This window comes from Stappia indica (assembly GCF_020177335.1).
Lineage (GTDB): Bacteria > Pseudomonadota > Alphaproteobacteria > Rhizobiales > Stappiaceae > Stappia > Stappia indica_B.
On record NZ_JAIVMG010000009.1, the window covers coordinates 77020 to 89846 of the forward strand.

General features: G+C 66.9%; 9 protein-coding genes. 3 read left to right on the forward strand and 6 right to left on the reverse strand.

Annotated elements, in window-relative coordinates; genetic code table 11:
• Positions 1-123: 123 nt before the first annotated feature.
• Positions 124-795, reverse strand: a complete 672-nt coding sequence (locus LC062_RS13375) for a flagellar hook assembly protein FlgD (RefSeq protein WP_224911530.1) — start codon at positions 793-795, stop codon at positions 124-126.
• Positions 796-859: 64 nt separating this feature from the next.
• Positions 860-3010 carry a flagellar hook-length control protein FliK gene (locus tag LC062_RS21490; protein ID WP_224911531.1) on the reverse strand — a complete coding sequence of 717 codons (2151 nt, stop codon included), beginning with the start codon at positions 3008-3010 and terminating at the stop codon, positions 860-862.
• A gap of 570 nt (positions 3011-3580) precedes the next feature.
• Here LC062_RS21490 and mnmA point away from each other — a divergent pair.
• Complete coding sequence (gene mnmA / locus LC062_RS13385) at positions 3581-4768, forward strand: tRNA 2-thiouridine(34) synthase MnmA (protein ID WP_224911532.1); 1188 nt, start codon at positions 3581-3583, stop codon at positions 4766-4768.
• A complete protein-coding gene (locus LC062_RS13390) occupies positions 4768-5472 on the forward strand; it encodes a class I SAM-dependent methyltransferase (protein WP_224911533.1) in 705 nt (234 codons plus the stop codon). Before mnmA ends, LC062_RS13390 begins: the two co-directional genes overlap by 1 nt.
• Positions 5473-5569: 97 nt before the next feature.
• On the opposite strand, the gene LC062_RS13395 is transcribed toward LC062_RS13390, so the two are convergent.
• From LC062_RS13395 to LC062_RS13410, 4 genes are all read right to left on the reverse strand, one after another.
• Positions 5570-7717 (reverse strand): esterase-like activity of phytase family protein, encoded by a 2148-nt coding sequence (locus LC062_RS13395; RefSeq protein WP_224911656.1) that lies wholly within the window; start codon positions 7715-7717, stop codon positions 5570-5572.
• A gap of 136 nt (positions 7718-7853) precedes the next feature.
• Positions 7854-9146 carry a lipopolysaccharide biosynthesis protein gene (locus tag LC062_RS13400; RefSeq protein ID WP_224911534.1) on the reverse strand — a complete coding sequence of 431 codons (1293 nt, stop codon included), beginning with the start codon at positions 9144-9146 and terminating at the stop codon, positions 7854-7856.
• Positions 9147-9181: 35 nt separating this feature from the next.
• Entirely contained in the window at positions 9182-10384 is a 1203-nt protein-coding gene (locus LC062_RS13405) for a lipid II:glycine glycyltransferase FemX (RefSeq protein ID WP_224911535.1), read from the reverse strand.
• Between the two features lie 12 nt (positions 10385-10396).
• Positions 10397-11647: an ATP-binding protein gene (locus tag LC062_RS13410; RefSeq protein WP_224911536.1), complete on the reverse strand. Its 1251-nt coding sequence runs from the start codon at positions 11645-11647 to the stop codon at positions 10397-10399.
• A gap of 409 nt (positions 11648-12056) precedes the next feature.
• Between LC062_RS13410 and fabI the strand changes: the two genes are divergently transcribed.
• Positions 12057-12821: an enoyl-ACP reductase FabI gene (fabI, locus tag LC062_RS13415; RefSeq protein WP_224911537.1), complete on the forward strand. Its 765-nt coding sequence runs from the start codon at positions 12057-12059 to the stop codon at positions 12819-12821.
• Positions 12822-12827: the final 6 nt, after the last annotated feature.

Here is a 12827-nt window from a genome sequence, read left to right on the forward strand (position 1 = left end):
GAGTTGCGCGGTATGCTCTCAAGAATCGCAATTTGAGAAAAAAACAGAGTGAAACAAAAAACGACGCCGCGTTGGCAGGTGCGGCGCCATATCGCGTGACACGGCAGTGTCCTGCAAGAAGACTCAGTTGCTGTTCACAGAAATGACCGCACTGGCCGGAATCTTCGCGCCGCCAACGGTCAACAGCGCCCCCGATCCGGTGAACTCCACCCCCTCGACGACGCCCTTCACCTCGGTCGGCACCCGTCGGGCGGGATTGCCCTTGTCATCGAGTTGCACCAACGAGATCGAGTACTGGCCATCGGGCGCGGTGGATCCCGCCGAGGTGCGCCCATCCCAAGTGTAGCTGTTCTTGCCTTCGGAGAGCGTTTCCTTGCCCTGATAGACCACCGCGCCCATGCTGTTGCGGATCTCCACCAGCGTCTCGCCGCCCTCCTCCGCGTTGTAGGTCCAGTTGGCCTCGCCCGACTGGAGCTGCGTCGTCGCGCCCGAGGCAACGACGCTGGTCCCCAGATAGCTGACATAGCTGGAGGCGGTCGACGCGGCCATGATCTGCAGCATCCCGCCAAGCTGGTCGTTGGTCTTGATCTGCTGCTCGACGGAGGAATACTGGACAAGCTGTTCGGTGTATTTTGACGAATCCATCGGGTTGAGCGGATCCTGGTTCTGGATCTGCGTGGTCAGGATCGACAGGAACAGCTCGTAGTTGTTGTCGAGCGCGGTCTTTGCCGAGGAACTGTTGGCCGAGGCTCCGCTGGCCGAAACGCCGCCTGTTGCCGCCGCTGCTGTCGTCATTGCCGTTACTCCCTATGCCCGAGGCAAGCCTGCGTCCCGTCTGGACAAGCGCGGCCGTGCCCGGTCAGATCTGAATGTCGAGAGCGCCGCTGGCCCCATCGACGTGAACCCTTGCCGGAAGCACCGGCGCATCCGCCAATTCCCCGGCGGCGGCCGCCTCATGCGCCGTTGCACCGGTGTCTGCCATCTGCTCCCCCGCGCCATCGCGGCCGAATCCGGCAAAGCCGCCCTGATCCTTCAGGGAAAACTGCAAGGAACCACCGTCCAGTTTCAGCCCGGCCGCATCCAGTGCCCGTTCGAGGCCGCGCTGATCGCGCAGGAACATGTCGAGCGTTTCACTGCGTTCGACCGCCAGATGCGCCCGCACCGTCCCGTCGGCACCGATCTTCATATCCACGTCGATCCGCCCCAGTTCGGCCGGATCAAGCCGGATCTGGAAGCGGTTCACGCCCTTGCTTGCCTGCCGGGCGACCTCGGACGCGACCTGAACGCTGGCCGCCGCCGCATGTTGCGGCAAGGGCTGCGGTGCCGTTCCCCGCGCCATCGCATGGGAGGCGGAGCTTCCCGGCATCGGCTCGGCACGGCCGAATTCCAACACCCCATCCGCATCCGTTTCGGATGTGGCACCACCCTGCTCACTCATGGCAGCCGCGAAGGCCAGCGCCGCGGCGCTCACGCCCGGACGCTGCGATGGCGAGGCTGCCGCAGTCGGAGGCTCGCCCCGGGCGGCGGCATTGCCATTGGCAATCGGCTTGCGCTCGGCACTCTGCTCCGCTTCGTCGCCAGGCAGCGGCTCGACCGCAATTTGCCCCTCGCGGCCGGATAGCGGTGCGCCCTCCTGTGCATCGGTCGGCGCGGCAGCAGCAGCGGCGCCGGCCGCGCCCTCAGCGGATCTGCGGCCCGTCACCCCTTGCCCCGGAACCATGGTGACCACCCGCGCCGAAGCTTGCGTTTTTTCCGTCGCAGCAGTGGCATCGGCGGGCACCGTCGCGGCTGCCTTCGCGCCCTCATTCCCGGTCAGGGCGATCGTCGCGCGAACGTCCACCTCAGCCGTCTCAACGTCGCGCAGGGCGGCGGCCGAGGCCTGGCCGGCGACGGAGCGCGGTGCTGCGGATTGCCCCGCCCCGCCTTTCGCGCCCGCATCCACCGGACTGTTCTTGTCAGGGTCTCCCCCGGCACCGGCTGCCTGCGCCTGTCTTGCTACCGCCTTTTCCGGGTTGGCATCAGCGCCGGCGCCTGCAGCACCTGAAGCTGCCGCAGGCAGCGCCCCATCGGCGTTTTCGTTCAAGCTGGCCCCCGATGCGGCAGGGGTTGCCCCGCCGGCGGTCAAGGACGACGCCTTGCCAACCGGCAGCACGTGCCCTTGGGCCTCTGCCGTGACCTGTCGGACCGCCGCTTTGGAGGAGCCTGCTCCAGTGACCGCCGCACCCGACACCTGTACCGAAGGCCGCGTCTCCCCTGTGGGAATGCCGTCCTTCAACGCGGGAAACATTACTGGTTTCGTTTGGGTTTGGGCCTGCGTCTGAACCTCAGGCCCGCCCTTGACCGGCGCGGCTGCGGGCGGCACACGGTGGCTTACACCCGCCTCTGGTTCGCCTGCCGTCTCTGCGGCACCCGCTCGGGAAACACCGTCGCTGTCGACCACCGGGCCTCCGCCGCCCGTACCGCCAGCAGCAGCTCCGCCGCTCCCGGCGACAACGGCCTCGGGCAAACCCGCGGCCCCCTTGATGCCCGCCGTTCCGCCCGGCAGCGGGGCGACGGCGCCCTTACCCTGCGCCGTGCCCTGAAGCGGCTGCCCCTTATGCGCCTGCGTGGATCCGGGCGCCGGCTCGGCGGACGATCCCGGTTCCGCCAGTGCGATCTTCCCCGCGCCCAGACCATGGACGACGGACCCACCGGCCCGGACATCCGCATGCGCGGGCACCACGCCCTGTCCAGCCGATCCCGGCGCGGCCTGCGCCTCGGCCTCGTTCTCGTCCTCCGACGGATCGGCAGACAGGGCCATGCCCTCGCCCGAACCCTCTCCTGGCAGCTTGGCTGCGGGTCGGCCCGCCACCACCTGTCCGGCAAAAAGCCCCGGAACCTCTGTGGCTCCGGTGGCGCCCTCGGCCTGCGGGAGCGCCGTGCTGCCGAGAAGCTGCGCTGAGGCGGCCGAGGACATCGTCTTCACCGCACCCGTGCCCCCTGCCGGCACAAGACCGACGAACCCGCTCACGGCACCATCACCTGCCGACTGCCCTGTTTGAGCAAGATGCGCCGCGAAGCCGCCCGCCGATCCAGCCACCGCCCCGGACGCGGGCACGGATGTCCCGCTCGCCGCCGCCGGGGCGGACGATACCGTGGCCTGCAAGACATTGGCGATGATCACGCTGCGCTCCGCTTTCTCGACATCCGGGTCTGGCCCATGCACACACCATCTCGAAAAACCGGAAGCAAATGACGGGCCAGCCGATGAAAAGCCTGCGTTCTTGCCGTTTTCTTGCCGTTCCGCCCTTGCCTTGCGCCGGTCCAGGCCTCACATACCCGGCAAGAACTGCCGGGCAGGGGAAAGCCTTGCCGGAAGCAGCCGGGCGCGTGAGAAACGGCAGTGCAGTGCTGGCGCTTGGCCTTCACCCGCCGCATTTGCTATAGGTGATCGTCAACGGGGGAGAATTTCGTTCCGGGATCCGGTCCCGGCCACGGCGCGCGAGGCGGCACACCTTGCCCGTGGAACCAACCAAGTGGAACGAAGCAAACACGTGTCCCGCGCCGCAGCGGCGGGCCGGACACCGCAAGGGTCAAGGGTATGCTCAACAGTCTCGATCTCCCCAAGCGCCCGGAGGACACCAGGGTCGTGGTGGCCATGTCGGGCGGGGTCGATTCCTCCGTCGTCGCCGGACTGATGCAACGCGAGGGCTATGACGTCATCGGCGTCACGCTTCAGCTTTACGATCACGGCGAGGCGGTGCACCGCGCCGGTGCCTGCTGCGCCGGACAGGACATTCAGGACGCGCGCCGCGTCGCCGAACGCCTCGGCATCCCCCATTACGTGCTCGACTACGAGGACCGCTTCCGCGAGGCGGTGATCGAGCGTTTCGCCGAAAGCTACATTGCCGGCGAGACGCCCATCCCTTGCGTCGCCTGCAACCAGACGGTCAAGTTCTCCGATCTGCTGGAGACCGCGCGCACCCTTGGCGCCGACGTGCTGGCGACCGGACATTATGTCCGCAGCCAGACCGAGGGCAATCACCGCGCACTCTACCGTCCGGTCGACCTCGACCGCGACCAGAGCTACTTCCTGTTCGCCACCACCCCCGATCAGCTCGATTTCCTGCGTTTCCCGCTCGGCGGCATGACCAAGGCGGAGACCCGCGAGCTTGCCCGCGAATTCGGTCTCGCCATCGCCGACAAGCAGGACAGCCAGGACATCTGCTTCGTGCCCCAGGGCAAATACGCCGATGTGATCGAGCGGCTGAAGCCGAACGCGGCCGAGCCGGGCGATATCGTCCATCTCGACGGCCGGGTTCTGGGGCAGCATCAGGGCATCATCCACTACACCATCGGCCAGCGCCGGGGCATCGGCATCGCCACCGGCGAGCCGCTCTATGTGGTCCGCCTCGACGCGGAGAACCGGCGCGTGATCGTCGGCCCGCGCGAGGCGCTCGGCACCCGCGAGATCATCCTGCGCGATGTCAACTGGATCGGCCCCGGCACGCTGGACGAGTTGCCCGAGACCGGCCTTGAGATCCACGCAAAGGTGCGCTCCACCCGTCCGCCCAAGCCGGCGATCCTGCGCATGCGCGATGGCGCCGCCGTGGTCGATCTGGTCGATGGCGAGAGCGGTGTCGCCCCCGGACAGGCCTGCGTCTTCTTCGACAGCGACGGCGACACGGCGCGGGTGCTTGGCGGTGGCTGGATCGACCGCACCAGCGCATTCGTTCCACTGCCGGCAAGCGATAGCGACCAGCAAGAAAAGGTGGTGACCCAGATCTGATGACCGTTGACCTGATCCCCGCCGGGTGGCTGCGCCGCACCGCTGCCCGTATCCAGCGCAAGTTCCGCACCCTCTTCACGCCGGACAGCGCATCCGGCAGCGCGGTGGAGAGCGCCTATGCCCGCTGGGCGCCGATTTACGACTGGGTGTTCACCGCGCCCCTGGTCTATGGCCAACGCGCGGCGGCGCGCGAGGCCAACAGGCTCAGCGGCACGCTGTTGGAAGTGGGGGTCGGCACCGGGCTTTCCCTGCCGCTCTACAGCCGCAAGCTGACGGTGACCGGCATCGACCTGTCCGAACCGATGCTGGAGCGCGCCCGGCAGCGGGTCGCCCGCGAACATCTTGGCAATGTCGCCGAGCTGCAGGCCATGGATGCCTCGGACTTGACTTATGGCGAGGCGAGCTTCGACCTGGCCACGGTGATGTATGTGATGACCGTCGTTCCGGACCCGGCCAGTGTGCTGGCGGAGCTGGAACGGGTGGTGCGGCCGGGCGGCACGGTGATCATCGTCAACCACTTCGCCAGCGAGCGCGGCGTGCTGGCCTTCGCCGAGCGCCTGCTCGCGCGCTTTTCCCAGACCCTTGGCTGGGATCCGCTGTTCCGCCGCGAGCGCATCCTGGAACATACCTCCATGACGCTGGAGCATGAGGAGCGGCTCGGCCCGCTCGGGTTGTTCACCATGATGGTGTTCCGCCGCCCCTGATCCGGGAAACCGTCAGGCTCCTGAATGAACGACACCCGGCGCGAGTGGGCTCGCGCCGGGTGCTTTTTTGTCTCAAGCCGTGAGGCGTTGCTGGCGCTCAGAGCTTGCCGATGGAGAAGAACAGGGTCTCGCCGTTGGAATCGTCCACCCCGTCATTGTCGGTGACCGCATAGCCCACGCCGGCCGCATCGACGGCAAAGCCCTCGATCTTGTCGACCACATAGCCGCCGGTTGCCTTGAGATCGGGGATGAAGTCCCGCACCTCTTCCTTGGTGACCAGCGGCAACTCGCCGCCCAGCTTGGCCGGAACGAGATCGGCGACCGCCACCTTGTAGAGCTTCTTGATCTTCGCCTTGGCGCCGATCTGGTTGTCGCGCTCGACGATATAGACATGGTCGCCGTGGAGGGTGATTTCCGACAGGCCGACCCAACCCTTTTCCGCCGGCTCGGTCGGGTAGCGCACCGCGCCCCATTCCTTGGTCCTGGTGTTGTAGGCGACCAGCTTGACCGTGTCCTTCGGATCGTCCTTCCAGGACCGCTGGATCGCGACCCAGAGGGTGTCGCCGATCAGCGTCACGCCCTCCGCGCCGAAGCGCTTTTCCACCGCCAGAAGCTCGGCCGGGAACGGCACCTGCCGGGTGATCTCGCCATCGCCGTTCACATGATAGAGCCCATGCGGCACCATCTTGTCGGTGCGCCCTTCGGAGGCGAGCCAGAAACCGCCCTTGCCGTCGCTGACGATGCCTTCCAGATCGAGCAACTGCGCCGGCTCGCCGCCGCGCGTCACCCGCGTCGCCTCGATGATCCGCGCCGGCTTCTCAGTGGCGTCGATGGTGAAGATCGTCGGCTGAAGGGCGTAGAAGCTGTCGTTCACCGCATAAAGGATACCGGGCTTTTCCGGATCCGCCGCCAGGCCCGACAAGGCGCCGAAGCCGATCGGGCGGCCCGCCTCATCCATCTCCGACACGATCATCGGATACTCCGGCGTGCCCTCGGCCAGCCGGTACAGCGTCACGTGCGAGCGCACGCCATTGTCCTCGATCAGGTCGACCTCGTTGGACACGGCCAGAAGCCCCCGCTGCGGAATGGCGATCGCCCCTTCCGGACCGAGCGCGGTCGGCAGCAGTTGAACGAACTCCGGTTCCGCCCCGGTATCGCGATAGACGCCAACCACCGAACCGCGCTCCGACAGCACGAAGATGTAGTTGGTCTCGCCGAAGGTCTTCACCTCCAGCCCTTCCGGCTCGATGCCCTTGTTGCCCGACCGCTTTTCCGGATAGTGGCCGGCCAGCGCCGCGCGGTACTCGAAATCGAGACCGGATTCGTACAGAACCTCGCCGGTCTTGGAGAAGATGGTGAAGCCGCGCGAGCCGCCCTGATAGTCCCCTTCGTTGGCGATGACGAGCCGGTCGTTGTCGAGCCACTGCACCGCATCCGGCTCGCGCAGCCGCGCCGGCTGGGTGCCGTCGAAGGTCAACGCCCGCTCTTCGTCCACATCGACATTGTCCAGATCGACGCTGCCGGCGGAGAAGTGGCTGAGGATGCTGCCGTCATTGCCGTTGATGATGACGATGTGGTTGTTTTCCTGCAGCGTCACCGCGATTTCGTTGTCGTCGTTGATGTCGACGAACTCCGGCTCCGGATCCTCCGGGCCGATTTCGGCAAGGCCGGTCAGGTCGACATTGATCATGCTGGCGCAATCGGGCATGCCGTCGCTCAGCCGCAGGATCGCCACCGTGCCGGCCGGCATCTGCGGCAGCGCGCCGTCGTTGAGATCTTCGTCGCGCTCGTTCTCGATGGCCACGGCAACGATGTCGGCGGCGGGTGAAACGGCGATGGAATCCGGCTGGCCGCCAAGGTCGCAGCGGGCGCTGACCGTCTTGTCGGCAAGGTCGATGACCACCAGTTCACCGGAGGGCTCTGTGAAGCTCGGCGAGGTGTTGACGCCGGCCAGCACCCGCCCGCCGATCACCGAGACCGCCGTCGGTTCGCCCTTGAGACGGACGATGCCGCCGGCGCGCGGATTGGCCGGATCGGAAATGTCGATCATGCCGACCGCCTGCAGCGGGCTGTCCGAATAGACCAGCGTCATGCCGTCTTCCGTCACGGAGATGATCTCCGCCGAGGTCTCGGTCGCCTGGTCGATCTCCTCCGGCAGGTTGGTGTTCACCGGAAAGGAGGCGATCCGGTTGAACACCTGATCCGCCAGGGCCGCCCCCGGCACCACCATCAACGTCGATGCCATCAACGCGCCAGCAAGGGCGCCCCGTCGAAATACCCTGGTCACAATCTTCTCCTCGCAAAAATTACATATGACGGTGTTAGGCACCGTTGATGACAGGTTGATAACGCAGCAGGAGGTCTCGCGCCCCGCGGGGCGCCTACCCGGCCCAGGCGCCCCACACGGCACAGTCGATGCCCAGGCGCCGGCGCGCCGTCCACCACATCGCGCCAGCGGCGAAACCGGTCGACGCGGTATAGGCGATTCCGGCCGCGACGATCCCGAAGGCCGGATAAAGCGTGAACATCAATCCGGCGGAGAGCGGCAGCGACAAAACCAGGATGGCGACGATCTCCCGTTGCCGCCCGGCCCCGCTCAGGACCGACAGCGCCGGGCCGAACACCGCGCGCAGCAGGAAGGTGCCGCACAGCACCAACAAGAGCGGCAGGCCGCCGGCGAACTCCGGGCCGAACAGCGACAGGAAGAACGGGCCGACCAGCCACAAGCCGGCGAAAGCGGCCAGCGCATAGCCAACCGACAGCCCGTTGGTCAGGCCGATCAGATGGCGTGCCACCGCCCGGTCCTCCCGGGCCTGCGCGGCAAGGATCTTCGGCTGGAACACCGAATAGATCGAGCGCACCCCGAAGCCGGCGAGCACGCGAAAGCGGAAGCAGACATGCAGCAGGGCAATCTCCGCCGGCGCGGCGATCAGCGAGGCCAGCAACAGATGCAGCTCGATCACATATTCCCAGATCAGGGCGATGGTCAGCCAGGGCGGCGCCATCGCCCACCAACGCCGGCTGTCGCTCTCCGCCGGTGCGGGCCGCGCCCGCAGCGCCCGGCACAGGAAAAACCCCTGCACCAACGCCGCGCTCCACACGGCAACGGCCAGCCCGGCAAGGATCCAGCCGGTGGAGGCGCCCGGCGCGGCCAGCGCCAGCAACGCGACGAAGGAGAGGATCAGAACCGGCCGACCGAGACTGTCGGCGATCTGCGCCTCGCCGGGCCGTTGCAGACCGGTCAGCACCGCGCCGTTGAACAGGGTCAGGGCGACACCCGGGGCAATCAGACAGACGGCAAGAACCACCTGCGTGCGCAAGGCCCCGGCGGAAAGACCCGGCACCGCGTCCGGCATCCCGAGCACCAGCAGGGCCCCCGCCCCCACCGGCACACAAGCCACCAGCAGATTGCGCAAGCCCGCCCGCACCAGCCCCCGCAGCAGCCCGTCTTGCCCGCGCGCCGCATATTCCGCCGTCAGGATCTGGGCGAAGGCCTGAAAGCCGGCAAGCATCAGCACTGCCAGCACACCGGAGGCGGAGACCGCCAGCGCATAGGCGGCGGTGGCATCGGCACCGAAGCCACGGGCGATCACCAGCGTCGCCAAGAGCACCGCACCCGCGCCGCCGATGCGGGCAAGGGTCAGGACCGAGAGCCTGGTGAGAATGGCCAACATGACGGGCAGCGCTCCGGAACGTTTAGGATCTGCCCCTAGCGGCCCAGCCGCACCGGGATCATCTGGCTGAGCGGTTCGCGCACCCGGTCACGCAAGGCCCGACCGGACATCGCCAGCCGACCGACGATTTTCGCGCAAGAGCCCTCGGCAAGGAAATGCGGCGGCAACTCGTGCAGGATGACCCCGACCTTGCCGACAAGCCCACGCTTGAACTGGTGCAAGGGGCAGGTCGCCGACCCGCCGCCGCCCAGCGCATACCAGCGGATCGCCGGTTGGCGCGACAGATGGCACAGCACCGCCCATTGCAGCGCATAGCCGGCCCTGAGCGGCAAGGCCTCGTCCGCCGTCGCCCCATAGAGGAACGACGCGGTATCGCCGCAGCAGTCGACCACCGCCATGGCAACGGGCACCCCATCCTTGCGGGTCACGAACATGCGCGGGCGCAGAATCTCAAGCGGATTGGCCAGCCGATGCGCCAAGGTGTCGATCGGCGAATAGTCGACGAATTTCTTGCGGGCGAGCATCTCGTGATAAAGGCCGAGGATCTCGTTCATCCCCGCTTCGCCCTCGACCAGCTCGGTTTCCAGTCCGGCGGCCTCGGCCTTTTTCAGATTGTAGCGCCACTTTTGCGAGAAGTTGGCCCTGAGCGCCTCGGGCCCATGGTCCACCCGCGCGAAATAGCGCAAGGGGTTGGACAGCGGCGGCATGCTCTGGAAGCCGAGACGCTGCAGCACCGCCCCCGGCACCGCCTCCATATCCGGATCCGGACGGGGCATGATCATCAAGAACCCCTTCTCGCGGCGGCACAACTGGTCGGTCAGGGCGCGCAGCACCAGGTCCATCGTTGCCGGAGTGGCAGGCCGGCCGGTGCGCCGCCAGAGCGGTCCCCAGCGCAGAGAACTGATGGTACAGCCGAGCATCGGCACCTTGACCAGTCGCACCAGCGCCGCGCCTGTCAGCTCGCCATCGGCGTAGACCGCAAGACGGCGCAGCTTGTCGGGCGCCCGGCGCACTTCGTTGAAACTCTGGACCTGCTCCTGAAGCACGTCGTCGAAGCCAAGGACCATCCGGTCCCACTCCTCCGGCGCCACATCCGCCACCCGGACCTCGGTCACGGGGACATGGCTCGCGGCGCCCTCGCCGGCCGGCACGGCCGGAGCAGCCGCCTCCTGCTCGACCTCGCGCCAGTCAACAGCCTGTTCCGGGTCATCTGAAGAGCGATCTGGGAACTCCTGCATAACGGCCCCTTGCTAAAGACGTTTCTTGGGAAGGAGGCCCGGACGGGACAGCCGCATCCGGGTGAGTTTGCCGATGCCGGGAAGCACATCGAGAATATTGGCAAGGCCCGGCAGCGGATCGCGCCAGTCGAAGCCGACATCCAGTCTGGCGCGCCAGCGGGCACGTACCATCCGCCCCAGCCAGCGACCGGCCTCAAGGGCCGAAATCCGCCCTTGCCGCCAGGCGACCTTGACCCCGAGCAGATCGCCGGCGAGCCAGCAATAGCGCAAGCTCCTGAGAGGAGCCGGCGGGCCATCGGCAGCGGAGGCCGGGTCGAGACACAGGTCCAGCAACCGCTCTGTCAAACCCAGCCCGCAGGCGGCGGGGATCGCATGATTGCCGGCAAAGCGGGGATTGATCTCCAGAAAGGAGGTCTCGCCGCTGGCCGCATCGACCAGAAACTGCGCGCAGCCGATCCCCGAATAGCCAAGGGCGGCAACCAGCGCCGCCGTGTAGCGGTCAAGATCCGGGTCGGTCGCCACCGTGGCGCCTTCGACCGCGAGGCCCGCCCCATCAAGCCGGTCGGTGCGGGCGATCTCCACATGCAACACCCGCTCAACCCGTCCCGCGCGGGCCGCGAAATAAAGATTGTGCCGCAGGCCCGCTGCCCGGCGCTGCAACAGCAAGGCCGGATGCCCCTCCGGCCAGTGAGGCAAGATCCGATCCAGCCCCGCGCGGTCCGCCACCGTGATGGCCTTCTCGCCAAACAGCCGGTGGGTCGAACTGACCGAGCGGATGACGAGCGGAAAGCCGATCCGTTCGGCCGCACCAATCAACTCCGGCTGGTCGCGAACCTCGGCGAAGGGGGCGACCGGAACGCCGGAGGCCTCGGCCAGGCTCATCATCCGCTGCTTGTCGAGGCAGGTGGTCACCAGCTCCGGCGCCACCATCAGCGCGGTCACCGATGCCGGCAGGGCGACGTCTTCTTCGGCAAAAAACCGGACATAATTCTCCGCGACCGGCACGATCAGGCGAATGTCGCCCCGCCGCGCCAACAGCTCGGAAAGCGCACGCGCGAAGGCCGGCCGATCCTCATCCAGCGGCGGATGACACCAGAGCCGGTCCACATGACGCGACAGCTCCGCCCCGCGCTCGAACCCGTCAAGGCCGACCGCGACACGATACCCGCGCGCTTTCAGGTCCCGGGCAATGATCGCCGTGGGGCGATAGTTGCCAAGGAGAACGGCGTACGCGCCCTTGGATTTCTTCAAGGTTCCACCCACATGCAGTTCCGGGCCGGAAACGGCATCCCTGGACCGGACGACAAACGGCGGGGTCAGCCCGCTTAAGTCATACCTGCCGGATTCCCGTTAAGAGAGTGGTAAACGCCGCCATCCCACTCCAAACCGCTCCCCGGCGGCCGGCCACTTCCGAGAGCCAGGGTGAACAATCGGTAAAGCGCCGCTGACACCCTGAAAAACAGTGACTTTCTGGCAGCGCAACATACGCAACTCTGCAAGCAGATCACTGCCCACAGGCGCATAACGCCAATTTCTTCGCCCAGGACATGTAAATTTTCACAAGCGTGACAGGGACCTGCGCTATAAGGCGGCGGCGAGACCGCACTGGCGCATATCCGTCACGTTTCAGACACCACTTGCATTTATGCTGCGTCGCAACAAGGATGGTGACATGTTCTCACTTGCAGGAAAACGGGCCCTTGTGGTCGGGATCGCCAACGAACAGTCAATTGCCTGGGGCTGCGCCGATGCCCTGCGCCGGCAGGGTGCGGAACTGGCGGTCACCTATCTGAACGCCAAGGCAGAACCGCATGTACGCCCGCTCGCCGAGCGGCTGGAGGCGCCGATCTTCGCGCCGCTCGACGTGCGCGACGAGACCCAGATGGACGCGCTGTTCGCACAGATCTCTGCTGAATGGGGCGGGCTCGACGTCCTGCTTCATTCCATCGCCTTTTGCCCGAAGGACGATCTGCATGGCCGGGCGATCGACTGCTCCCGCGCCGGCTTCCTTGAAGCGATGGACATTTCCGTCCATTCCTTCCTGCGGCTGATCCAGCGGGCGGAACCGCTGATGCCGCGCGGCGGAACCTGCATGACCGTCACCTTCCATGGCTCGGAAAAGGTGGTCGACCACTACAACATCATGGGGCCGGTCAAGGCGGCGCTGGAAGGCGTCACCCGCTATGCCGCCGCCGAGCTGGGGCCGAAGGGCATTTCCGTGCACGCCCTGTCGCCCGGTCCGCTGGCAACCCGCGCGGCCAGCGGCATCGCCCATTTCGATGCGCTGCTGGCCGACAATGCCGCCCGTACTCCGACCCACCGGTTGGCCAGCCTTGACGATATCGGCGCCTATGCCGCCTTCCTCGCCTCCAGCGAGGCCGCCAATGTCACCGGCGTCATTCACCCGATCGACGGCGGCTATCACGTGATCGGCTGATCGCCC